Origin of the sequence: Ignicoccus hospitalis KIN4/I (genome assembly GCF_000017945.1) — an archaeon.
GTDB lineage: Archaea > Thermoproteota > Thermoprotei_A > Sulfolobales > Ignicoccaceae > Ignicoccus > Ignicoccus hospitalis.
In genome coordinates this window covers 442,225-463,738 of record NC_009776.1, presented here as the reverse complement: position 1 = coordinate 463,738, position 21,514 = coordinate 442,225, and the positions used below count along the sequence as shown (strand labels likewise).

Genomic DNA, 21,514 nt, shown 5'->3' with positions numbered 1-21,514 from the left:
GTGGGGGCGTTAGGAGCAAGTGAAATGCTCAAGCCTTGCGACAGCGGAGAGCTGCTGAGGTCAATGGGCTACGACTTCGAGTCTTACCGAGAGCCCCCGAGCGAGCCCGAGCTCAGCGGCGTCAGGTTCGACGAGCTGGTGCCGGGGCTGAAGAGGCTCGAGGGGGTGTACGCTTACAAGCACCAAGTGGAGACCGTGGAGGCCCTCGAGAAGGGCAAGAACGTAATCTTGGTGGCGGGCACGGGCTCCGGCAAGACCGAGGCTTGGGCGCTCGCCGCGGTGCGCGGGGGTATGAGGGCCTTAGCGGTCTACCCTACCCTGGCGCTCTCCTCCGACCAGCTGAGGAGGCTCAAGGAGTACTTCGAGGACTTGGGAGTGCCGGAGGCGGTAGTGAAGGTCGACTCTACCACGGTCAAGAGGCTGGGCGACTTGAGCTCCGCCAAGATAGTCGCTACCAACCCGGCCTTCTTAATGCAAGACTTGAAGAGGATTGCGGAGGGAAGGGGGTACTTAAGGGAGTTCTTGTTCAAAGTTGACCTACTGGTCTTCGACGAGCTCGACTTCTATGGCTCCCACGGGACCTCGGCGATATTGGGCATGATAGAGGTAATCTCCTCCTACGCCGAGAAGCCCCCACAAGTGGTCTTGTTAACTGCCACCTTGGGCAACGCGGAGCAAGTGGCGAAGCTCTTGGAGGACGTTACGGGGAGGGAGAGCGTGGTAGTCACCGGGAAGCCGTTCAAGGTTGAGAACAGAGGGTACCTAGTCATATCGAAGGACTTGAAGAAGCTGTGGGAGAGGATAAAGGCGAGGAGGGAGGAGGTAATCTCCAAGGTCCCGCAGCTTGCGGAGGCCTTGACCGATTACGACGTATTCAAGGAAAACGTGTTTACTATAGTAGAAGTGTTGAGGAGTAAGGGAGTAAGGGTCCCCTCCCCTTCGATGGACTTCGCCGAGATAATTTCTTCCTACGTCACGTGTGAGGGGGAAGGGTTAACCTTAGTGTTCGTGCCCAGCATAAGGCAAGCGGAGAAGCTCGCGAGCGAGGTCAAGCACAGGCTCCCCCCGAACCTACAAGACAAAGTGGCTACCCACCACTACATGGTCTCTAAAGAAAGGAGGAGCAAGATAGAGGAAATGGCCAGAGAGGGCAAGTTGAAGGTAATAATATCCCCTAAGACCCTAGCCCAAGGAATAGACATAGGCCACGTAGTTAGGGTAGTTCACGTGGGCTTGCCCGACACCGTAAGGGAGTTCAAACAGAGGGAGGGTAGGAAGGGGAGACGTGGCGACATAGCCTTCACGGAGACCGTAATTCTGCCCTTCCGCCAGTGGGACAAGAAGATGTTGAAGTACGGGACCTCCACGCTGTTGGAATGGGCAAAGATGGATTTGGAGAAGCTCTACGTAGATACCACCAACGAGTGGGTGAAGATGTTCACCGGCCTGTGGAAGGCGGTCGCCGGACAAATAATGAGGGAGGACGAGGAGAGGGTGTTGAAGTCCTTAGGCCTCTACGAAGGAGGGAGGCTGACCCCCGAGGGCAAGAGGGTCTGGAGGAACTTGGGCTTCTACGAGTACGGCCCCCCGTACGGGGTGCCGAGGAGGGTTCTGAGGGGAGGCTCGGAGGAGAGGCTCGAGCCGGTGGGGAGGAGGGACTTGGTGGAGAGGTTCCAGCCGGGCTCGTTCGACTACTCCTCCGACGCCGTGGTCGTGGAGGTGGACGAAAAGGGGATATTGGAAATGCCCTTGGGCGACGCCGTCAAGCGCTACCGCTGGGCCTTCGAGGCCGTCCAACAGTACCACACGATAAAGTCCAAGTGGGGTGAGACGTGGACCACGCCGGAAAAGGACTACAAGTTCGGCAAGCTGACCTCTAAGGTTGAGCTGTTGGTGAGGCCCCCGGAGGGGGGCTTCGGCAAGCTGACAGAGGAGCCCTTGCACGTGAAGTGGATAATAGAGTCGGTCAAAGCGGACTTGAAGAAGGTGGGCAAGGGCTACGTCCCGGTTTACGAGCGGGAAGAGGTGGCGCTGGACGTGCGGGTCTACGGGGAGTACGAGGACTACACTTACGGCTACGCCTACCCGATAAGCGACAACTGGGAGGAAGTGGAAGTTTACGCGGCCTTGGCCTATGCCCTCGCCGTCTTGAGGGTGAGAGAATCAATAGACATCACAGAAATAGCATACAGCTTGAAGAAAGGCCGCTTTAAGGAGGTGGTGGTGTGGGAGAGGGAGGCCTCGGGCCTCTTGAAGTCTTTGGACTGGAACGCCGTGAGCGAGGAGGTGAGGTCCCACAAACACGACAAGCTCACAGAAGTGGTGGCCTTAATGGTGGACCCCTACTCGGTAAGCGAGTTCTTGAAGAAGGAGGGGTGGAACGAGCTCAAGGAGCTGGCTTCCTTCTTAACTTCCGAGATGGGAGGGAAGGCGTTCGAGGGCTTGGAGGCAATCAAGGAGATGGAGGCTAAACCTAAGGAGGCCAACTACTTCTTGATATTTGACGACGTTATAATGGTAAAGAAAGGAAATAACGTAGTGAAGAAGAAGTTTACAAACCCGAAGGACTTGTTAGTTTTGGTGGACGTGTTCACGAGCGGGAGGGCGGTAACTTACATGCCGGAGAGGAAGCTCGAGGCGACGCTCAAGGACCACCCGCTGGTCTACAAGAGCTACTTGGCCGCCGCGACCAGGGGGCTGGTAACGAACTTATACACGCTGGTGAGGAGGAAGTTGAACAGCGAGTCCTCGCTGAAGCTGATGGCGGACAAGCTCGGAATCAAACTGGAGGAGGACGAAGACTACTTGAAGGTGTTGGAAGAGGTCTACCGGAGGCTGGGCTGAGCGCCCTTGTCGCTTAGGAAAGGAATAACCTTGGTCTCCTCTATGATATCCTTGAGTACGTTAATATACATCTTCTCGTCCTTCTTCTCCGCTATCTCGTCCATGACCTTCTCCAACCTCCTAGTGGCCTCTTCTTCCACCAGCTTTTGGAAGTACTTAGACTTGCCCTCGGGATTTATGATGACCTCCAGCGCCTTCCTAACCCAGCCGGCGCCCACTACCTTCCCGGTGAGGTACGAGTACACAGCGTAGCCCCTAACCGTGGGGACGAGTTTCTTGCCCACCTTGCTCAGAGTTACGTACCTCCTCTCGAGCAAGGTACTAACTATCTTCGCGTAGGTGCTCGGCCTGCCGAGCCCCCTCTCCTTCATGAGCCTTATGAGGTCGGCTTGGGTGTACAAGGGCACCGTGTGGCGGGAGACGGCCCTAACCTCCTTAACCTCGTACTCCCCCTCGGGGAGGCTCTCTATCTTGACTATAGGGTATACTAAGAGGAAGCCGTCGAACACCCTTTCTACGTATTTCTCCAAAACCTTCTTGCCTACTACCGCACCTCCCTCCTCAACCGTTATTTCGTACACCGCTTTCTTAACCTTCGCCTCCTTCATCTGGCTTGCCATAAACCTCCTAAATATCATGTCGTACAACATGAAGTGTTGCTTGCTGAGCTCCCTAGGGGGCGTTATCATGCCCTCCTCTATTAACCTCTTGAGGTCCTCCGCGCTCAGCGGCCTCGTGGGCCTTATCGCCTCGTGGGCCCCTCCCTCCCCCCACCTCCTGGGCGCGAACAAGCCCTCGAACTTGGAGGTTATCCACTCCCTCGCCACCGCTATGCCCGCGTCCGACACCCTGGTGGAGTCCGTCCTGTGGTAAGTTATGAACCCCATCTCGAACAAGTCTTGGGCTACCCTCATAGCTCTCGAGGGGTCCAGCCCCAGCTTGGAGGCGTCCTCGAGCATGGTGTCTGTGGTGTAGGGGGGCAAGGGCTTGAGCTCCTCTACCTCCTCCTCTACCTTGAGTATTTTGACCTTCCCGTCTATTGCGAGCTTTTTGGAGAAGCCTCTCAACTCGTCCTCGGAGAACTCGAGCTCGCGTCCGTCGAACCTTATTATGTAGAACTTCTTCTTGGACTTGGCGTATTCCTCGTACCTCTGTATTACCCACCCGAGGACGGGGGTCTGGACCCTTCCGGCGGACAAGTTCCTAGTGAGCGGACACCCGAGCAGCTTCTTCTTCATTTCTTTGGAGACCTCGCACAGCTGCGGCCACAGTTCGAACCAGAGCTTCGGGCTCAAGGTGAAGCCTGTCAGCCTGTCCTCGGCCCTCCGGACCATCTGGGACCAAACGTACCCCATGTCGAAGTCCCTTGGGTTCTCCAACGCTTTCAATATTGCCTTCTTCGTTATTTCGTGGAACTCGGCCCTCCTTATCTTCTTCGCGAACGGGGATATTAGGTTCTTCAAGTCCCAGCCTATCTTCTCCCCCTCCGTGTCGGGGTCCGTGCCGATTAGGACCTCGTCCACTTCTTGGGCGAGCTCCCTTAACCCGTCCACCACGTCCTTGGCGTCCTTTATGAAGGGCGAGCCGCACCTCGGGCACTCCTTCACGTCCCCCGAGAACTGGTGGCCGCACACGGCGCACCGCTTTATGGAGCTCAGCACCTCCTCCGGCACGTCCTTTACCCTTATGCCGAAGAGCATGCAAGGCTCCTCGTTACAAGGGTCGGCCTCTTCGACTAGGTCGTACACGTGGCCTCCGCTGGCGGCCACGTACAAGAGCTTGTCCCCCAAGGTGACCTCGTAAACCTTCACGCCCTTCACTTGTCTCACGCTGGGGCGCCCGAAGAAGCTCGTTATCGTCCTAGCTTTGTTGGGCGACTCAACTATCATTAGTACGGTCTTCATGAGGTCTCGAACTTCTTCAACCTTTAGCTCCCCCCTGATGACCTTTAAGACCTTCTTCCTATCCTCGTCTATCTCCTTGAGCAGCTCACTCAAGTTCAAGGACTCGAACTCCTTCCACTCCTCCACCACCCACGCCAACCTCTTCTTGAGGCCTCTGAAGAGGGGCTCCGAGTCCACCAGTACTACGGACAAGCCCTTGGTGACGCCTCCCGCGTAAAGCCTGGACGTCCTCCCGGAGGCTTGTAAGTAGGTGGCGGCGTCGGGAATCAAGACGTACAGAGAGTCCTCCGCTACCACGTCCACTTCGCCGGACTCCTTGAGTTTTTCAATGAAATCCGTTTTTTCTATTATCTCTTTCAGTTTGGTATAAGCTTCCATGAAGTCCTTAGAGGCCGGGGTGGAGGCGCTTCCCTCCTTCAAGGCCTCCTCTACGCTTTGAAGCCCCGCGGGCCCCAGCCTCTGGACCCACTTGCGCAGCTTGGCGTAGAGGGAGGCACACTCCTCGAAGAACCTGGCCGCCAACGAGCAGAGCCTATAAATGGTCATGGGCGAGGGCTCTTCCAGCTTCAGCTTGAACTTGAACCGGGGCACGCCTACGAAGACGGCGTAGCGCACCACGTGGGGCAAGTCTATGCCCCTCACCAACACCCCGTAGTGGGTGGCCACGCCCACCAAGACTTCAACCCTCCCTTCCTCAAAGTCCTTAATGACGCCGATCCTCTCCGAGGTCGCGACCTCAGCTGCAACCCCGGCGGCCCTCAAGGCCTCCGCGACTTCCTCGGCTCCCTTGGCTCCCAAGTCGGCGGGGACGAAGACCAGCCCTCCCTTGCCCAGCTTCTTGACCACTTCCACGACGTCCGAGGAGCGGGAGTAGGAGTCGACCACGTTCCTTACCCCTTCTCCGACGCCGCCCGGGGTGAAGCCCAACAAGCGCGTGAAGAGCCTTACCCTATTCCCTTTCGCTCTCCCCGTAGCAGAGCTTACTATCAAGTTCCCCTTAACTTTCCTCTTCAAATCTTCCAATTCTTCCTCTAGCTCTCTCATCTCCTTTAAGAGTTGGTATCTCTTCTGCAAATCTTGAAGCTTCGTTAACACTTGTGCTTTCCTAGAGAGCTCCTTGTCTACCTCCTCCAGCCTTTTGACGTCTGACTCTTGGAGGCCTAACACCATTAATATCCTGTCCACGTTTTTGGGACTCTTCAAGACTGAATCGACGTCGTCGACGAAGACGAATCCGAACTCGTAATTCTTCAGTAAGTCTAAATTATTTATTAGAAATCTGGAGGTAGTAATGAGTACGTCGAAGTCCCCAGAGAGGAGCCTCTCCTTCATTTCCTTCCTCTGAGAGGGCGACATCTTGGAGTGGAAGTAAACCGCCCGGACGCCGAAGGCCTCCGCGAAGGCGGAGACCTTTCTGAACATCATATCTACGAGCGGCGTGGTGGGGACTATAATGTAGCTCTTCTTCTTCTTTTTGTGGCTCAGATACACAGAAAGGAGCGCACCCAAGGTGCTCTTGCCCATGCCCGTCGGGGCCACTATGGAGAAGCTCTCCCCCCTCAGGGCCCTCAGGGCCCAAGCCCTCTGGGCGCTCCACATGGGGGCTCCCAAGACTTCTTGGAACACCTTCTCCAAGGACTCCAGCTCCTCTTCGAGCTTCAAGCTTTCCCCTAAGGGCCCCCCTAGTTCTATCAGCCTCCTCCGGACGGAGGGCGAGTCCTTCTTAGAAGGGTCTAACTTCAAGCTCTCTAAGCCCACAACCCTCAAGCACTTGTCGCAAGGCAAGCCCAAGGACAAGTTGACGTCCTCTATTTCCCCTCCGCACGAGGGGCACGAGCGTCGGTAGGAAGCGTACAAGCCTTCGGCCCCGCGGCGGCGTAGCCGGCTTAAGGGTTTTTCAAAAGGACGCAGCGTCGTTCAAGGGCAACTGAAGGGTGTAGGGAGCATAAAGGTAGGTAGCGGGGCTGCGCGTAGTTATTTATATCCCCCTTTCCCCTTAGGAACGCTCGGGGAGGAGGAAGATGTTAGTAATACCGTTAAGCCCCGAACTCTGGACGCCCAAAAGGTTCAAAGAAGTGATTGCTGCCGCTCAAGGGAAGCTTAGCAACATCAGGGGCTTCCTCGAGTTCTACCGAGACCTCCTAGTGAACGCGGACGAGCCCTACGGCAAGGGGGTAAGGCTCTCCGACATGCTCGGCGGGATGACGCACGTGGACAAGCTGGGCGACAAGTACCCCAGCCTCAAGAACTTCGGCATGACCGACCTGCTGTATTACTTGAGGGTTCTTGAAGCCTTCAACGTGCTGGAGGTGGTCTCCTACGACGAGGTGCCCAGCAGGCTGACCAGCTTGGCGGTGAGGAGGACCCCGGTGAGCCAGTTCGTCTACGACGTCCTCAAGGACGACCCGTCCGCGGCGTTGATGTTCAGCTTCTACGTGAACTTGATGGTGACCACGCCGGCCAGACACACCATGTTCGGCGTGACCCAAGTGAGCAGCCTGAGCCAGCTGGCCTTGTTGGAGAAGTTCAAGCAAGCCAGCCCTTACAACTTGTTGCTCGCCAGGCAAGTTCTGAACAGAACCCCGGCTATTGAGGGCGTGGAGGGGAGGCCGTGGTACGAGCCCGTCAGCGACCTGAGCTTGATAATGACCTTCCTCGGAATACTTCAAGTTATAAAGATAAGGCCCAGCCCCAACAAGCTCGCCGGCATAAGGAACTTGAGCAAGATAAAGAGGCAAATAATAAACATGCTCGAGGGCTTCGGGGACTACATAATACCCAGGGGCACTCTGTTGCTGGAGTTCGAGTACTTGATAACTGGAAGAACTAAGGATGAGTACTGGAACTACGACTTCAGCGATCAAGTGGGCAACGCCAAGGACATAACTTGGTTCAAGAGCAAGCTGTCCAGCAGGGCTTACACCGCTTTGGAGAAGCTCTACTACGCCATAAAGGACAAGCTGGACGAGCTGGACAACGAGACCAAGATGTTCTTCAAGGAGTTGGGCTACCCGCCCAGAGAGCTCATGGAGAAGGAGCTCCAGCCCGCGGAGGCCTCCGCGGAGTGAGCGCCTTTCCACCTCGTCCAACCTTGTAGATTTTTTCGTCCCCGCTCTCCTCACCCGTAGGGAAAAGTGGTGTACGGCGCGTTCTTCCTCATAGGGTTGATAAGCTCCCTAGCAGCTAACGGGAACTTAGTAGCGGCTTCCCAAGGCCCCCTGCTGTACTTGCTGAACGCCACCAGCGGCCTCACGGTCGCCCAGTTCGACCTGGGCGAGAACGTCACCTGTGTGACTTCAATACCCGGAGGCTTCCTAGTAAGCACCTCCGCCGAGAACCTCACGCACCTAGTGCTAGTGACCAACAACACCTACTACCCGATAGAGGACATAGTGTTGGGCAACGAGAGCTACCCCTCCGTGACTGGCACCTCTTTGGACTGCGCCTACTACAACGGCACCGCAGTGGTCACCGTGCGCGACGAGGAGGGTCTCAAGGCCTACTTCTTCAAGCTGAACGGCACCACCGCGACGCTGGTCAAGGAGGTGAACGCCCCGGCGCCCGAGGTGGAGGGCGGCGAGGCGCTGCTGTTCTTCGGCGACGAGGGCCTCTACTTGTACGAGGGCAACGCTGTCAGGATGATAACCAACGTCACCGTTAGGGACGCTGACTACACCGGAGGCATAGTGTTCTACGTTCACAACGGTACCTTGAACGCCTTCAGCGTCACCGGCAACGTCACGGTGTTCGTTTGGACGCCTGAGAAGGGTAGGGCTTGCGCGGTCCTAGCCCTCTCCCCCGACAAGGCGATCGTAGGGCTGCGCGGCACCAACATGGGCCTGGTGCTGGTCGAGAACGGGGCTACTAAGGTGGCGGTCGGCGTTCCCGAGGTGTACGACGTAGCTAGGGGAGAGGGTTACGTGGCCGCCGCCACCGCCGGCGGCTTGGGCGAGGGAGTAGCTACTGTGCCCTTGGAGTGGTTCCTCAAGTAGAGCCTTTTTTGAGCAACAAGCTCCCGTCCTCCAACGCCTTGGCGCTCCACCCCGGAGGCACTAGGGTCACCGAGTCGTAGTCCACTATTATGGCCGGCCCCTCCACTTCCCCCTTCCCGAACCTCGCGTAGGCCCTCGCCTCCTCCCAGCCCCGCTTGAGGAACCACGCTTCCCCCTCCCAGAGGAGCTCCGGGCCCGTCGGAGGGGCCTTTACCCTAACTTTCGGTGACTTGTGAATCGTATAAACCCTCGCCGTCTCCACGATTACTTCGGAGTCCAACGTGAAGCCGTACCTCCTCTCGTGCTCCTCCTCGAAGGCCCTCTTCACCGCTTGGGGCGAGTAGGGTCTCGGCACAGGAACCTCCACCGTCCACCCTTGACCTTCGTAGCGCGCCTCGGCAGTCCTCAACACCTCGTCGGGTTCCATGGAAGCTGCCTTCATCCTCGAAACTGCTACCCCCTCCAGCTCGGCGTAGGTGGGCTCCAAGTCCTCGTCCGCGGGGGCGTTAACGGTCTTTGATGTGCTATACATAGCGTCGGCGAACAGCATGCCTACGGCTGTGAAGACCCCCGCCCCGGGGGGCACGAGGACTTCCTTCATTCCCAAGAACTCCGCCAGCTCGGGGCCGTGGAGGGGCCCCATGCCCCCGTAGGCTATCATGACCAAGTCTGAGGGGTCCAAGCCCCTCTCGACCGTCACTACCCTCACCACTCTGGCCATCTCCTCAGTTATCGCCTCTATTACTGCTGCCGCCACCTCCAAGGGCTCCGCGGAGAGCCTCCGGGCGAGCTCGGAGTAGGCCTCGAGGGCTAGGTCCCTCCTAAGCTTCAACCCGGTGGGGAGCTCCTCGGGGAGGCGCCCCAAGAGGAGGTCCGCGTCCGTCACGGTGGGCTGCTTCCCTCCCCTGCCGTAACACGCCGGCCCCGGGTCGGCCCCCGCGGACTTGGGCCCCACGCGGAGCGCCCCTCCTTCCTCCCACGCTACGGTCCCCCCTCCCGCGGAGACCTCGGCCACGTCCACGAAGGGGTATCTAACCGGGTAGCCGGAGCCCTTCACCACCCTGCCGGCGTGGACCTTCCCGCCGACCTCGTACTCGTGTACCAGCGCCGGCCTGCCCTTAACCACCACGCTCGCCTTAGCGGTGGTGCCGCCCATGTCGAAGGCCAAGGCCTCCTCAACCCCCAACTCGGCCGCGTAGGCGGCCGCGCCCACCGCCCCTCCTGCCGGCCCGCTCTCTATCAGCTGGCCGGGCCTCGCCTTGGCCTCCTCCTCGTCCACCAGCCCCCCGGAGCTGGCGACCACCATGAGCGGAGCCCTTATCCCGAGCTCGTCCAACCCCTTGCGGAACTTGAGGAGGTACGAGCTGACCACGGGCCTCAAGGCGGCGTTTATTATGGTCGTGCTGAACCTCTCGTACTCCCTCATCTCCATAACCGACTCGTGGGAGGCGACTACCTCGAAGCCCAAGTTCCGTAACACGTCCTTGGCCTTGGCCTCGTTGTGGGGGTTGGAGTAGCTGTGTAAGAAGCACACGGCGACCGTGCCCCGAAGCTTGGGGGCGAGGGAGGCCAGCTCGCCCTCGTCTACCTCTTTCAGAACCCTCCCGTCCCAAGAGGTCCTCTCCTCCACCCCGAAGCGCAGCTCCGGGGGCACCAGGGGCTTGGGCCGCCTCCCGGAGAAGTCGTACAGCGCGGGCCTCGATTGTCTAGCAATTTCTATTATATCTTCGAACCCCTTGGTGGTCACCAAGCTTACCTCTCCCAGCTCCAGCCCCTCTTGTCCCAACAGCGCGTTGGTGGCTATCGTGGTAGCGTGAACCACTATGCCCACGTCCTCCGGCTCGACTTGGGTCTTGCGGAGGAACTCCCTTATCGCCTCTAGGGCCCCCCTCTCGGGGGCCTTAGGGGGTGGAGAGCACCTTGACCCTTTCGTAACCTCTGGGACCCACGGCGAAGAGGTCCGTGAACGTGCCGCCTACGTCTACCGCGACCCTCCACAAAGGGCGTGCCCGCGGGGCGACGGAGGCGGAGGTTAAAGCTCGAGCTTCCGTTTGAGCTCTTGTTCCACGCCGTTGTAATCGTATATTATTTCTATGTTGTTCAAGGACTCTTTCAAGTCGAAGACTTCCGCCACTATCCTCAAGGTGGTTAGGTCCCCCTTCCCGGCAGCTTCCCTCACCTTCAAGATGACGTCCTTTAGAACCTTCTTGACTAGGGACGACGTCATCTTGTCCAACACCTCTGCGTACTCTTGGGGTACTTTGGCCATCGCCTTGGAGAGCTCGTTTATTCTAATCTGTTCTACCTTCTCCATCAACTCCCTTAAGATCTTGTCCGCTAACACCCTCTGGGCGAAGTTAACGAACTTGTTCAGCTCCGCCTCTATTATGTCTTCGGCCCTCTTTATTTCTGACTTCCTCTTCTCCAGTCCCCTGTTCGCCACTTCCGCCACCGCTAACATGTCTTTGTATATCACGTAGGGGTTTAAGGAAACTCCAGGGTCTACGGCCGGAGGTTCGGAAATGTCCACTATCACCAGCTTCTTGTTTACTTCTGCCACCGCGTCCCTAGTTATTACCTTGCTCCCCCCTCCCACGGCGACCACCACCGCGTCCGCCTCCCTTAGGAGCCGGGGGAGCTCCTCCAAGGGGTAGGCCTCCCCGCCGACCTCCTCGGCCAGCTCTTTCGCCTTGCTTAAAGTTCTGTTAACGATTATCACTTTGGCTCCCCTCTTCGCTGCGTTGACTGCCACCACCCTCCCGGCCATCCCGGCGCCCACCACGAGCAGCTTCTTCCCCTCGAGCCCTATCAGCTCCTCCAAGAGCTTGACCGAGGCAGAGGGGATGCCTATGCTGCCCTTCCCCAGCGCAGTCTCCGTCCTCACCCTCTTCCCCACTCTTACTGCGTTCTCGAACGTCAGCTTCAACGCTTTACCTATGTACCCCTCTTTGGCAGCGAACTCCGCCGCCTCCCTAACTTGCCTCAATATGTCCGGCTCTCCGAGCACCATGGATTCCAAACCAGCTGCCACGCGGAACAAGTGCCTCACGGCGTCCGTGCCGTAGTAAATGACGAACTTTTCCTCCGGTATGGGCTCCCCCGCCCTAGCTTCCAACAAGCTCTTGATGGACTCTACAGTGGCCTTTTTGTTAGTCGTTATTGCGTAAACTTCTACCCTATTGCAAGTCTGGAGTAGGACCACTTCCCTCACTGCCGGTATCCTGCTGATCGCCGAGTAGGCCGCCAGAGGGTCGGGGAACTGGGCCTTCTCGACCAGCTCCTTCCCGGACGTCTTGTAGTTTACCCCTACCATCACCAAATCGTCAACGAAGAGGGGCACTCTGGCGGCGGCGGGCACTGATTGATCGCCGTCTGAAGCCCCGTGACCTAATTAATAGGGTTTTCTGTAAAATAGATAGACCTCATGTCTCGGAAGCGAAACTTAAACCACCCCTCCTCCACCGGGTGGAGCTCGTACAGCTCCCTCCTCTTGGCCTCCAAGAGCCTCTCCTCGACCCCCAAGACGTCCGAGTAGGCCCTCACGGGCCCCAAGGCCTCCCTCCAAGAGGCCACCCGGGCCGGGTGGTGGTCCACCACCGCGAAGGGGAAGGAGCGCAAGAACTCCTTGAAGCCCTCCACGTCGAACTCCTTCTTTAAGTACAGCGGAGGGCCGTCGGCGATCAACACTTCGGCCCCTTGGGACTTGGCCCACTCCCTAGCGGCCTCGTCCCCTCCCTCTATGTCCGAGGTAAACAAGACCTTCCCGACTTTGACGGCTATTACATAACCCAACTTCGGTTCTCCGTGCACTAATGGAGGGGAGAAGGAGAGGTCGAACTCCTCGAACTCCCTCCCGTCGGCCACCACGACCCGAACGTTCACCTTCATCTTCTCCAGAGCCTTCAAGAACTTGTGCGCCCTTATCTTCTGGCTGACGTTGATGTTGTTCTTGGGATCCTTAATGAATAGGGTCTTTCCGTCGTAAACGGAATAGTCGTAGAGCCAGCCGGGGTTGTAGTGGTCGCGGTGGTAGTGGGTTATGACGACGGCCTCGCTCCTCTCCACGGCCCTCACTATCCTCTCGGCCGCCTCCTTCAGCGCCCCCCACTCCAAGGGGTGAGGGGGCAAGCCGAACCGCTTGGGGGCCAGGGAGGCGGAGGGGTCTATGACTACCCTTCCCACCGCGAGGGCCATGCTCCTAACTCCCAAGGTCTCCGAAGCTAGGGGCTCCCAGCTCACTCCTCCACCTCCAAGGAGGGCAAGTCGAGCGGGACCTTAGATTTGAGCTTGGACGCCACCTTGAGGGAGAGCTTCAGAACCCTCAAAGCCTCCAAGAGTTCGGGGTCCTCGTAGCCCTCCTCCACTACCTCCTGCGCGAGCTTCGCTACCAAGGGTAGCGTTTCGAACGCGAAGTTCCGGAACCACTTCTTGTCCGAGGCGCTCAGCCTCTTCTTGGAGAGGAGGAGCTTGAGCTTCCCCTTAATTTCTTCCAGCCCCAACGCGGCCGCTTGGACCTTCAGCATCACCAACTTGGGGTCCTCTACTTCGTCCTCCTCTTCCAAGGCCTCCCTTACGGCGTCCTCCTCTACGAACCTCCACCAGTGCTGGTTTCCCGACTTGTAGGTGGTCTCAATTATTCCGTACTCTTTCTCTAACTTCGATAGGAGCAAGGAGGGCTTGTACTCCACCCCCATCAGTTTCAGAGTTTGGGTAAGCCCCTTGTAGTCGAAGTCCCCCAGCGCGTTCTTGCCCTCCGCCCTGTACTTGTCAGTAACTTGGAGGGCAGCCTTGAGCACGAGGGCCGCCCTCTCCCCGTACTCTTCCAAGAACTCCCTTACGCGCGCTAGGGCTAAGCTCATCGGGCGGCCCCTAAGGGTCAGTCGCCCTCATACCTAATATAGGGGAGTACTCGCGTCGGTTATACCAAAAAGCGCTAGTAGCTCATCCTGTGGACCGTTTCTATTTCTACCTCACTGACCCCTTCGACCCCCTTCAACACCTCTTCGAGCTTCTCCGTGCCGCCTTCGGTCTCCTCGGGCATGGCTACGTATACCTTCAACAAGTTGAGGCCGAAGGCCACCGGGACCTTCTGGTACTGGAGGAGCTCGTACCCCTCCGGCAAGCTCTTCTTTATGTTTTCTACCATCTCTTCCAAGTTCCTCTCCACGCTGTCCGGGTAGACCTTAGCTACGACTAATACTTTCACCATCGCGACCACCTCTTAAGGTCCTTCGAAGCCGCAGCGGGGGCACCTATAGGGTTTGCTCTGCTTCCTACACTTGGGACAGCGCCAGATGATCACTTCCCCGCAGTTGGGGCACCGGAAGTGGACCCCTACTTCCTTCTCGAGGGGGACCACCAACCTCCCGCAGCTGCTACACACGGGCGGCCTGGCCACAGAGCTCTCAGAGGCCACTCCTCTCTCACCCCCTCCGCGCGCAAAGGGCTAAATTATAAAGGATGAAGGTGGGGCGGCGGTAGGCTTGGAGCTCGAGGTCAAGCTCCGCGTTAGGGACCCCGAAAGGGCCAGAGAGGTGATCAAGGGCCTCGCCCAGTTCGCGGGCGAGGCGGAAGAGGAGGACGTCTACTTCAACTTCGACTGCGTTGGGGGGTGTTGTAGGAACTTCGCCGAGACGGACGAGGCGGTCAGGCTTAGGAGGAGGGGCGACCGTTGCTTCTTGACCTACAAGGGCCCCAAGAAGGTCGTCGAGGGCGTTAAGGGGAGGGAGGAGATAGAGACCGAAGTGGGCAGCTGCGAGAAACTAAAGGCCTTCTTAGAAAAGCTCTGCTTGAAGCCCGTCGCAGTGGTCAGGAAAAAGAGGGAGTACTGGAAGGCGAAGGGCGCCACAATAACTCTGGACTACGTGGAGGGCCTCGGCTACTTCGTAGAGATAGAGTCGGAGGGGGCCGGGCCGGAGGAGCTCAAGGAGCTTGCGTCCCTATTCCCGGACGCCGAGGTCGTCGAGAAGACCTACTTGGAGATGCTCCTCGAGTCTGGGCACTGAGGCCCCCACCTCCTCTGCCAGCTCGCAGACCTTGCAGACCCTCCGGTTCGGGGAGGTCGGGAAGCCGCAGCGCTCGCAGAGCTTGAAGCGCCTCTTCGGCTCCCCGAGCCCCTCGAACCTCTCCCTCCACTTGAAGAGCGTCCCCGGCCTCTCCCTCTCGTACTCGAAGAGCTCCTCCCTCAGCCTCCCCCTCAGGGAGGGCCTCCTAACTATGTACGGACACTCCTCGCTCTGGAAGGGGAACTTCTTTATGTACGCGTATATAGACACCTCCCTCTCGTAGACCTTTCTTAGCGGTTTTATCCTGCTCTTGGCGTTCAGCCTCAAGAGGTCGTCCCAAGAGCCCCTCAACAAATTCAAGAGGGCCGTGTGGGCCTCGTCGTCCAAGGTGTGGCCGGTCGCCACCACGGCGCCCAACCTCCTAGCGAGGACCTCCAGCGCCCTCCTGCGGAAGACGCCGCAGTAAGTGCAAGGACTGAGCTTCCCTTTGGCAACCATCTCCTCTAAGCTCTTCCCGAACAGCTCCTTAAACGTAATTGTAATGTGTTTTATTCCGAGCTTTTCTGCGAACCTTTTGGCGACTTGAGCTTCCTTAACTCTGTACCCTCCTGGGGCCCCTTCCACCACGGTGGCCGCCACCAAGTCCTTCGGGTCCCGCAGCTGGGCGACCACGTCCATGAGTACTAACGAGTCCTTCCCGCCGGAGACCGCGAGCAAAATCTTAGAGTTTACCCCCTCCAGCTCCTTCTCTGCCCTCTCCACCACGCTCTGTAAGAAGTGTTCCTCGCAGAGCGGCCTCCCGGAGTAGTCCTTGGCCACGACCCTCTTTCCGCAGACTGCACACCTCATGGCTCGGCCTCGGCCTCGTCTATCGAGTGGATCACCACCCCTAACCTCTCGAGGACGTCTACTACCTTGTCGAAGTCTATGTCGTTACCCTCTATAGTTATGGTCATAGTTATGCTTCCCACGTCCACCTCGTCCACCCTTATGATGACCTTCCCCACTCCCCCGGCGTCGGCTAATTCTTTGGAGACGTCCACTATACTGGGTCCCTTTATCGGTTTCACCGCGTCCAAAACGACCTTCGTCAAACGGCCCAAGACGCCTCGACAGAGGACTTCTCACACGTCCTAATTAGGTCGAGCCGAAGCCCCTCCAAGTCGAACTGGGGGAAGCCTTCCTTCTGTAACAGTTTGTTAACGAGTTCGGCCGCCTTCAGGGCCCTCTCCAAGCTGGCCTCGGAGGGCTTACACATAAAGCACAAGCTCTCGGGCTTGAAGGCGACGAAGTAAGCCTTCCCTTGAAATAGGCCGGACTTCTTAGCTAGGACCGCCAGCGCAACGGGCCCGGCCTTGTGGCTGTCTTGGACCATCTCCCTCGCTTCCTCCAACTCCGCCTTTTCCGCCTCTATGAGGAAGGCCTCCACGTCCTCTACGTCCGGAGATGCGTCCACGAATATTACCAAATCGTAGCCCTCGAGGAAGCCCAAGAGGCCCAAGCCCATGTCGTCCCCGTCCTTCACTTCCACCCCCTCCGGGGCCCTCGCCGCCAAGGCTTCGGCTAGGCAGCTGCCCACGGCGTCGTCCCCGAGGTTCCGGTTCCCCAGCCCTAGGACCAGCGCGCGCCTCATTCCAACACCTCCTCCAAAGCCCTCTCCCAGTCCCCGCAAGGGGGCTCGCACTCGAGCACCCTTATCCTACTTACGTACTCGGGGGCGAACACCCGGAGGCCGTCTATCAGCGCGTCCACGTCGAGCCAGCCCGTCAGGGTGGCTTGGGCGAGCTTGGAGAGGGCGTAAGTGTCCTCGACCTTCAGCTCCTCCGGCCTCCACAAGTAAAATCCCGGCGCCCTCCCCCTCTTCTTAACTCCTACGAGCAAGACCTCTTCTGGTTCCTTGCTCCTGAGCACGTCCGCGAAGGCCATGGCGTCTATTGAGGCGTCCACTACTTCGACGCCCTTCTTCGCGAGCTTCTCCTTCAGCGGGCCTTCAAATATTATGTGCAACTTCAATGAGTCCTCGCAAGCGGTCGAGGAGACGTAGCCCAAGAGCCTCTTCAACGCCCTTTTCCGCTGAGAGCCCTCTTTATAGCGTTAATCAAGTCTTCCTCGTCGTCCACGCCGAGGGCCTTAGCGATCGCCAAGGCTTTGGAGTCTAAGTCTTGAGCATCCTTAAAAGAGTAGATCTTTTCCAACTCCCCCAAGGGGAGCACGGCTTCCTTTATGGTGGCCTCAATCTCCTTCTTTATGAAGGAGAAGAAGAAACTCATGCTCCCGTCCAGAAAAAGACCACTATGTAACCAGTTAAAACCTTACCCGTTGTAGAGAGGGCTGTACTTTATCAGCTGCTCCAGCTGGGCCCTCAGCGCTTGTACTTGAACCTTCATCGCGTCCAAGTTCTTGCTTAGGACTTCCACTTGCTTCTCCATCTGATTCATGTGGGCGTTCATTGCTCCTATCATTATCATGGACAACATGAAGGTAGCGGTCGCCACCGCGAACGCTATTATAGCTAGGTCCGTCATTCCTCTCCTCACCGCTGGACCACCCGATGCGTTGTAGGGCCCCCTCGGGACTAATAAAGGGGCGTGGGAGCCACCAGCTCCGCCCACAAGCGGTGGACCGGGGACTCGGACTTAAGCACCTCCTCGAAGAAGCTAAAATTGCCTAGGTAAACCAGCGCGGCGCTCTTGGAGCCGGGCCGGTTGCCCCCGTAAGCTTCCGCCACCCGAGCGACTTCGAAGACCGCCTTGAGTACGTCGTTAGAGCTCGTGGAGCAAGAGGAGGTCAAGACCTTTGCGTTCGCGAGGCCGTTGCCTATGCAATAAAGCTCCAACTCCCCCAACCTCCTCTTGACGAAACCCTTGGCCGGCAAGGTACCTACCCCGGTGAAGCTCTGCACCTCACCTTCCCGGGGCACCACTATCGCTTGGCGGTAGCCCGCCAGGGGGTCGTTAAGCACGACCTCCAACGCCTCCTCGGGGTCGTCTATCCTCTCGTAGGCGGCCTTCGCGAGCTCCCTTGAGGAGTAGCCTTGGACCACTACCACCCCCTTGGGGCCCCACCAGACGGCCCTCCTCCCCACTCCGGGGGAGGGGGAAACCGTTAGGGAGGCCAACTCCGCCCCCTTGCGCGCCACTACGGTATAGGTCACTTCTGCCCCCTCTTCACCTTAGGTCCGGGGCGAGGAATGAGCGCGAGGAGGGAAGTGAAACTGGGGTGTGAGCGAGAAAAGACCGGGGTGTTCCTCAAGCGCGGACCACTTGCTTCTTCGCCTTTATGGCCTCCTTGAGCTTCCTCTCAACCTCTAGGGCGGTCTTCTGTATTATGTCTTGGTGCCTCACGGCTATGTGGGGTTCGGCGTGGTTAGTGTGGATCACGGAGTTGCAAGCCTTGCAGTAGTTGTTCTCAACTAAGGGCTCTATCTCCATTATGTAGGGCCAAGCGAGCTTCATGAGCTTGACCACCAGAGCGGGCCTCCCCTTGCTCATCAGCTGGTAGGCGGTGCTCTTTAGTTGGGTCTTGTTTATCCCGTACTTCTTAGCGGCCTCGCTGGGGGAGGTGTTGAGGACCAAGTACTCGTACAGCGCTTGGAGGACGTTCTTCTTGTTCGCCAGCGCCTTCAGCGCTAGGTACTCCAGCACCGCTCGGCGCTCCTTCGCGAGCCTAGCTCTCTGATCGGCGGCGTTCAAACCGGCCACCGTGTGACTATAGTCTCCCGCTCTTTAAAAGCTTTTTGATTATAAGTTGTGGTCTCCCGGGCTCTATTAGGGCAACTGTCGCTTTTCCCCCCTTAAAATGAACTTTCCAAGACCCCATTGCCCTTACCCTATTGAACCCCCTGCACTCGTTCCTAACTTCTTCTATTCCTTCAAGGGGGAGGTTTGTGCCGGGGTTCCAAACAGCTATGGGCACTGCTACCTTAAACTTCGACATCCTCAAGGTTTTACAGAAGCCCTTGGCGTCCATGTACCAACCCCCTCCGGCGGGGGCCAAGATCACGTCGGCTTCGACCGAAAAGGGCTCCTTCGCTCCCCCCGCGTATACTACTCTAGTCCCCCCTACTAGCACCTCGTAGCCGGTAACCCTTCCCCTAAGGCCTTCGAACTCCAGCGGCCTCCACGAGAAGGGCCCGCGGGAGCCGGCCCCGGAGGGCTTGAGGAAGCGGGGAGGGGAGCCCGTGAACAGCCCCTCCCCGCCCTCCGGCTCGAAGGCGAGGACCTCGCCCTTGAAGATTATGTAGGCCTCCAGCCCCCTTCCCAGCGCCACGATCATAGCTTGGACAGCACCTCTAAGGCGCCCCTCACCATGTTCTTTTCAGTAACTATCGAGTCCGGCTCCTTCCTCCCGACCAAGAGCGCCTCCTTGTTCTTGGATACCATTATGGCGGCGGCGAGCGAGATGGGCGCCTCAGGGGGTAGGACTTCCGTCCTCTTGACCGCGTCGTCCGCCGGGGCCGAAAGGCCGTCTTCCAGCGCCTTCTTCACTAAGTCTAGCATGGATATCACGCCAACCACCTTGCCCTCCCTACTCATAACTAAGTGCTTGGACCATAGCTCCATCATCAGTTCTAACACTTCCCTCACCGACGACCCAGCCAAAACGTAGGTGCTTATCGGCGAGGCCACGTTCGCTACTGCCTCTATGGAGGGTACCACGGAGAGGAACTTGACCACGTCCTTCTCGCTCAATATCCCCTTTATTACGTCCATATCGTCCGTAATTACTATGGAGCCTACCCCGGTCTCCAACATCAACTCCACTGCCTTGTGCAACGAGACGTCCTCGCTCACCTTCACGGGCTGGTCGTTCATCCAGTCGACGACCTTCTCCTCCTCCAGCCTCTCTCTCCCCTTCTTGAGCAAGGCGTCCGCGACGTCCCTTATGCCTATTAGCCCTATCACCCTGCCCTCTGTGTCGGTAACGGGCAAGTGCCTTATTTTGAACCTTATCATGAGGTTGGCCGCGTCGAGCAAGCTGTCGGCGGGAAGCACCTTAATAACCGACTTAGAGGCGTAGTCGGTTACCTTGATGTAGTGTCTCGGGCGCCACTCCAAAACGCCTACCCGAGGGCCCATCGGACTAAAGCCTCAAAAGCTCTAGGAAGCGCTCGAGCAAGTCCGGCCTGCCGGGGGCCATCAAGTGTACCCCGGGGAGCTCCGACGAGTAGGCCTCCTCGTACATCTCTAGGGATTTCTTGAGCACGAGCTCGTCAGCCTTGCCTTCCCTCTTAGCCTTCACCAGCTCCTCGTAGAACTCCTTCGCGTCCACTCCCCTCTCCATTAATGCCCTCACCACTTTCCTAGAGGTGGTGAGCAAGAGGCTGGGCACGGTGGGGAGGGGGTATTTCTTTATCTTGTACAACAGTTCCTTCTTGAACACCGGTTGTGTCTGGGCGAACTGGGCCCCGGCGTGGGCCTTCCTCAAGAGCCTCTTCTCTTCGTAACTGAAGTACGGGTTGGAGGCCACCCCCACCGAAAGCCTTACCCTCCTAGTCTTTCTCCCCTCCCAGTCGACCCCTTTCCTCAAGGCTTGTACCAAGCAGACGAGCCTCACCGCGTCTAGGTCGAAGGCCGCGTTGGGGGCCCAGTCGCCCGTCAAGGCTAAAACGTTGTTGACCCCAGAGGCATCAAGCGCGAGCAAGGAGGAAGCGAGCGCCTCCCTCGTCCTCCCCCTACAAGTCAGCTGGGCTATGACCTCCTTTCCCTTGGAGGCCAGCGCGGCCGATGCCCAGACCGAGTCCAAGTGGGGCAAGCCCAGGGGGTTGTCGGTGACGTTCAGCGCGTCCACCCTCCACTTCGAGGCCCTCTCCAGCTCCTCCGGCCCCCAAGGTTCGACCTCCGCCGAGACCGCGAAGTCCTCGAGCTTCTTGACGTACGGGGAGGGCTCCACCTCTACGACTTCGCAGCCCACCTTGAACCCGGGGTCCAACAAGGGCTTTAGGTACTCGGAGCTCCTTAAGTTCCTAAACGCCTCGACGAAGGGGCACTTGAAGTCGTCGACCTCGCAGAGCTCTCCCCTCACGCCTCCGCAAGGGCCGTTGAGCATCTTCTTAGGGCAGATCACTCGCACCTCAACCCCCTCAACACTTGGTTAAGAGTCAACAACCTGATGAACTCCACGCCCCTCTTTTCTATCTCCTCTACGCTGCCCTCCTCTCTGTCCAACAAGGCGGCCGCCAAGACAGGCTCTGCCCCGAAGTCCCTCAAGGCGTCTATGGTCTTCGCCAAGCTGCCGCCGGTGGTGGTCACGTCGTCCACTACAACTACCTTCTGGCCGGGCTCTACGCCCTCTACCAGCCTCATTTGACCGTGTTCCTTCCTCTTCGGCCTCGCGTAGCCCATGGGCCAACCCAAGGTTACGGACAAGTGGGCCGCGAGGGGTATCCCGCCGGTGGCCACTCCGACTATCGTCGCATACTCCACCTTAGACCTTATTAGGGCGGACATGAGCAGTGCTGCTAACCTAGCGAGCTTGGGAAAGCTCCAAAGCTTCCTCATGTCTACGTAAACGTCGCTTCGCTTCCCGGAGGAGAGTATGAAGGTGCCCCTCTTTACCAGCCCGCACTCTTGAATCCTCCTCGCCAGGTAGGACTTTATGTAGCACCTTCCGAAGTTCAGCACGGCCATCGGGTCTTGGGCCGCTTCCAGCAAGGCCTCAGCGTCGAGCGTGGAGCCGGTCCACGGCAGCTCCGCGAAGGACGCTATAGTGAACGCCTCCATATAATTCTTCAGTCTCACGAGGCTCTCCCGAGGACCGGAGCTGAAGG

24 protein-coding genes are annotated in these 21,514 nt (G+C 58.4%); 4 read left to right on the top strand and 20 right to left on the bottom strand.

Annotated features, from left to right (window positions below; translation table 11 throughout):
- Nucleotides 1-24: 24 nt before the first annotated feature.
- Nucleotides 25-2,844 (top strand): DEAD/DEAH box helicase, encoded by a 2,820-nt coding sequence (locus IGNI_RS02670; RefSeq protein ID WP_011998551.1) that lies wholly within the window; start codon nucleotides 25-27, stop codon nucleotides 2,842-2,844.
- Here IGNI_RS02670 and rgy read toward each other — a convergent pair.
- Nucleotides 2,826-6,605, bottom strand: a complete 3,780-nt coding sequence (gene rgy, locus IGNI_RS02665; RefSeq protein ID WP_011998550.1) for a reverse gyrase — start codon at nucleotides 6,603-6,605, stop codon at nucleotides 2,826-2,828. The genes IGNI_RS02670 and rgy overlap by 19 nt on opposite strands.
- A gap of 164 nt (nucleotides 6,606-6,769) precedes the next feature.
- Here rgy and IGNI_RS02660 point away from each other — a divergent pair, with 164 nt between their 5' ends.
- Both IGNI_RS02660 and IGNI_RS02655 read left to right on the top strand, forming a co-directional pair.
- Nucleotides 6,770-7,816, top strand: a complete 1,047-nt coding sequence (locus IGNI_RS02660; protein WP_011998549.1) for a hypothetical protein — start codon at nucleotides 6,770-6,772, stop codon at nucleotides 7,814-7,816.
- A gap of 69 nt (nucleotides 7,817-7,885) precedes the next feature.
- Entirely contained in the window at nucleotides 7,886-8,740 is an 855-nt protein-coding gene (locus tag IGNI_RS02655; protein ID WP_148202218.1) for a hypothetical protein, read from the top strand.
- Here the strand turns inward: IGNI_RS02655 and IGNI_RS02650 are convergent.
- The 7 genes from IGNI_RS02650 to IGNI_RS02625 all read right to left on the bottom strand — a co-directional run bounded on the left by IGNI_RS02650 (nucleotide 8,733) and on the right by IGNI_RS02625 (nucleotide 14,156).
- Nucleotides 8,733-10,613 (bottom strand): hydantoinase/oxoprolinase family protein, encoded by a 1,881-nt coding sequence (locus IGNI_RS02650; RefSeq protein ID WP_238374113.1) that lies wholly within the window; start codon nucleotides 10,611-10,613, stop codon nucleotides 8,733-8,735. The genes IGNI_RS02655 and IGNI_RS02650 overlap by 8 nt on opposite strands.
- A gap of 28 nt (nucleotides 10,614-10,641) precedes the next feature.
- Nucleotides 10,642-10,740: a hydantoinase/oxoprolinase N-terminal domain-containing protein gene (locus tag IGNI_RS07930; RefSeq protein ID WP_202943259.1), complete on the bottom strand. Its 99-nt coding sequence runs from the start codon at nucleotides 10,738-10,740 to the stop codon at nucleotides 10,642-10,644.
- Nucleotides 10,741-10,772: 32 nt separating this feature from the next.
- Nucleotides 10,773-12,098 carry a glutamyl-tRNA reductase gene (gene hemA / locus IGNI_RS02645; RefSeq protein WP_011998547.1) on the bottom strand — a complete coding sequence of 442 codons (1,326 nt, stop codon included), beginning with the start codon at nucleotides 12,096-12,098 and terminating at the stop codon, nucleotides 10,773-10,775.
- A 29-nt stretch (nucleotides 12,099-12,127) separates the two neighbouring features.
- On the bottom strand, nucleotides 12,128-12,979 hold the full coding sequence (locus tag IGNI_RS02640; RefSeq protein ID WP_011998546.1) for an MBL fold metallo-hydrolase: 852 nt from the start codon (nucleotides 12,977-12,979) through the stop codon (nucleotides 12,128-12,130).
- Nucleotides 12,976-13,599 carry a hypothetical protein gene (locus tag IGNI_RS02635; protein ID WP_011998545.1) on the bottom strand — a complete coding sequence of 208 codons (624 nt, stop codon included), beginning with the start codon at nucleotides 13,597-13,599 and terminating at the stop codon, nucleotides 12,976-12,978. The genes IGNI_RS02640 and IGNI_RS02635 overlap by 4 nt, the downstream gene beginning before the upstream one ends.
- A 74-nt stretch (nucleotides 13,600-13,673) precedes the next feature.
- Nucleotides 13,674-13,949, bottom strand: a complete 276-nt coding sequence (locus IGNI_RS02630; RefSeq protein WP_052570471.1) for an elongation factor 1-beta — start codon at nucleotides 13,947-13,949, stop codon at nucleotides 13,674-13,676.
- A gap of 12 nt (nucleotides 13,950-13,961) precedes the next feature.
- Entirely contained in the window at nucleotides 13,962-14,156 is a 195-nt protein-coding gene (locus IGNI_RS02625; protein ID WP_011998543.1) for a zinc finger domain-containing protein, read from the bottom strand.
- 67 nt (nucleotides 14,157-14,223) lie between these two features.
- On the opposite strand from IGNI_RS02625, the gene cyaB reads away from it, so the two are divergent.
- Nucleotides 14,224-14,745 carry a class IV adenylate cyclase gene (gene cyaB / locus IGNI_RS02620; RefSeq protein WP_011998542.1) on the top strand — a complete coding sequence of 174 codons (522 nt, stop codon included), beginning with the start codon at nucleotides 14,224-14,226 and terminating at the stop codon, nucleotides 14,743-14,745.
- Here cyaB and IGNI_RS02615 read toward each other — a convergent pair.
- From IGNI_RS02615 to pyrE, 12 genes are all read right to left on the bottom strand, one after another.
- Entirely contained in the window at nucleotides 14,680-15,594 is a 915-nt protein-coding gene (locus IGNI_RS02615) for a TIGR00269 family protein (RefSeq protein ID WP_011998541.1), read from the bottom strand. The two genes, cyaB and IGNI_RS02615, sit on opposite strands and share 66 nt — an antisense overlap.
- Nucleotides 15,591-15,839, bottom strand: coding sequence for a DUF211 domain-containing protein (locus IGNI_RS02610; RefSeq protein ID WP_238374098.1), 249 nt, complete (start codon nucleotides 15,837-15,839; stop codon nucleotides 15,591-15,593). The genes IGNI_RS02615 and IGNI_RS02610 overlap by 4 nt, the downstream gene beginning before the upstream one ends.
- Entirely contained in the window at nucleotides 15,836-16,378 is a 543-nt protein-coding gene (locus IGNI_RS02605; RefSeq protein ID WP_011998539.1) for a hydrogenase maturation protease, read from the bottom strand. The genes IGNI_RS02610 and IGNI_RS02605 overlap by 4 nt, the downstream gene beginning before the upstream one ends.
- The gene (locus tag IGNI_RS02600) at nucleotides 16,375-16,806 is read right to left on the bottom strand and encodes a hypothetical protein (protein WP_011998538.1); all 432 of its coding nucleotides are present in this window, start codon (nucleotides 16,804-16,806) and stop codon (nucleotides 16,375-16,377) included. The genes IGNI_RS02605 and IGNI_RS02600 overlap by 4 nt, the downstream gene beginning before the upstream one ends.
- A complete protein-coding gene (locus IGNI_RS02595; protein ID WP_011998537.1) occupies nucleotides 16,803-17,015 on the bottom strand; it encodes a hypothetical protein in 213 nt (70 codons plus the stop codon). Before IGNI_RS02595 ends, IGNI_RS02600 begins: the two co-directional genes overlap by 4 nt.
- Nucleotides 17,016-17,057: 42 nt before the next feature.
- The gene (locus IGNI_RS02590; RefSeq protein WP_011998536.1) at nucleotides 17,058-17,282 is read right to left on the bottom strand and encodes a hypothetical protein; all 225 of its coding nucleotides are present in this window, start codon (nucleotides 17,280-17,282) and stop codon (nucleotides 17,058-17,060) included.
- Nucleotides 17,283-17,320: 38 nt separating this feature from the next.
- Nucleotides 17,321-17,899, bottom strand: coding sequence for a DUF1028 domain-containing protein (locus IGNI_RS02585; RefSeq protein WP_011998535.1), 579 nt, complete (start codon nucleotides 17,897-17,899; stop codon nucleotides 17,321-17,323).
- 94 nt (nucleotides 17,900-17,993) lie between these two features.
- On the bottom strand, nucleotides 17,994-18,437 hold the full coding sequence (locus tag IGNI_RS02580) for a hypothetical protein (protein ID WP_011998534.1): 444 nt from the start codon (nucleotides 18,435-18,437) through the stop codon (nucleotides 17,994-17,996).
- Between the two features lie 16 nt (nucleotides 18,438-18,453).
- Entirely contained in the window at nucleotides 18,454-19,020 is a 567-nt protein-coding gene (locus IGNI_RS02575; protein WP_011998533.1) for a hypothetical protein, read from the bottom strand.
- The gene (locus IGNI_RS02570; RefSeq protein ID WP_011998532.1) at nucleotides 19,017-19,802 is read right to left on the bottom strand and encodes a CBS domain-containing protein; all 786 of its coding nucleotides are present in this window, start codon (nucleotides 19,800-19,802) and stop codon (nucleotides 19,017-19,019) included. The genes IGNI_RS02575 and IGNI_RS02570 overlap by 4 nt, the downstream gene beginning before the upstream one ends.
- Nucleotides 19,803-19,827: 25 nt before the next feature.
- Complete coding sequence (locus tag IGNI_RS02565; RefSeq protein ID WP_011998531.1) at nucleotides 19,828-20,817, bottom strand: methylenetetrahydrofolate reductase C-terminal domain-containing protein; 990 nt, start codon at nucleotides 20,815-20,817, stop codon at nucleotides 19,828-19,830.
- On the bottom strand, nucleotides 20,808-21,485 hold the full coding sequence (gene pyrE / locus IGNI_RS02560) for an orotate phosphoribosyltransferase (RefSeq protein ID WP_083756882.1): 678 nt from the start codon (nucleotides 21,483-21,485) through the stop codon (nucleotides 20,808-20,810). Before pyrE ends, IGNI_RS02565 begins: the two co-directional genes overlap by 10 nt.
- Nucleotides 21,486-21,514 lie beyond the last annotated feature (29 nt).

What these genes read in the sequence shown, in the direction of transcription:
- IGNI_RS02670 (WP_011998551.1), top strand. Translation starts at nt 25, where the DNA reads ATGCTCAAGCCTTGCGACAGCGGAGAGCTGCTGAGGTCAATGGGCTAC.
- IGNI_RS02660 (WP_011998549.1), top strand. Translation starts at nt 6,770, where the DNA reads ATGTTAGTAATACCGTTAAGCCCCGAACTCTGGACGCCCAAAAGGTTC.
- IGNI_RS02635 (WP_011998545.1), bottom strand. Translation starts at nt 13,599, where the DNA reads ATGAGCTTAGCCCTAGCGCGCGTAAGGGAGTTCTTGGAAGAGTACGGG.
- IGNI_RS02630 (WP_052570471.1), bottom strand. Translation starts at nt 13,949, where the DNA reads ATGGTGAAAGTATTAGTCGTAGCTAAGGTCTACCCGGACAGCGTGGAG.
- IGNI_RS02615 (WP_011998541.1), bottom strand. Translation starts at nt 15,594, where the DNA reads ATGAGGTGTGCAGTCTGCGGAAAGAGGGTCGTGGCCAAGGACTACTCC.
- IGNI_RS02605 (WP_011998539.1), bottom strand. Translation starts at nt 16,378, where the DNA reads ATGAGGCGCGCGCTGGTCCTAGGGCTGGGGAACCGGAACCTCGGGGAC.
- IGNI_RS02595 (WP_011998537.1), bottom strand. Translation starts at nt 17,015, where the DNA reads ATGAGTTTCTTCTTCTCCTTCATAAAGAAGGAGATTGAGGCCACCATA.
- IGNI_RS02575 (WP_011998533.1), bottom strand. Translation starts at nt 19,020, where the DNA reads ATGATCGTGGCGCTGGGAAGGGGGCTGGAGGCCTACATAATCTTCAAG.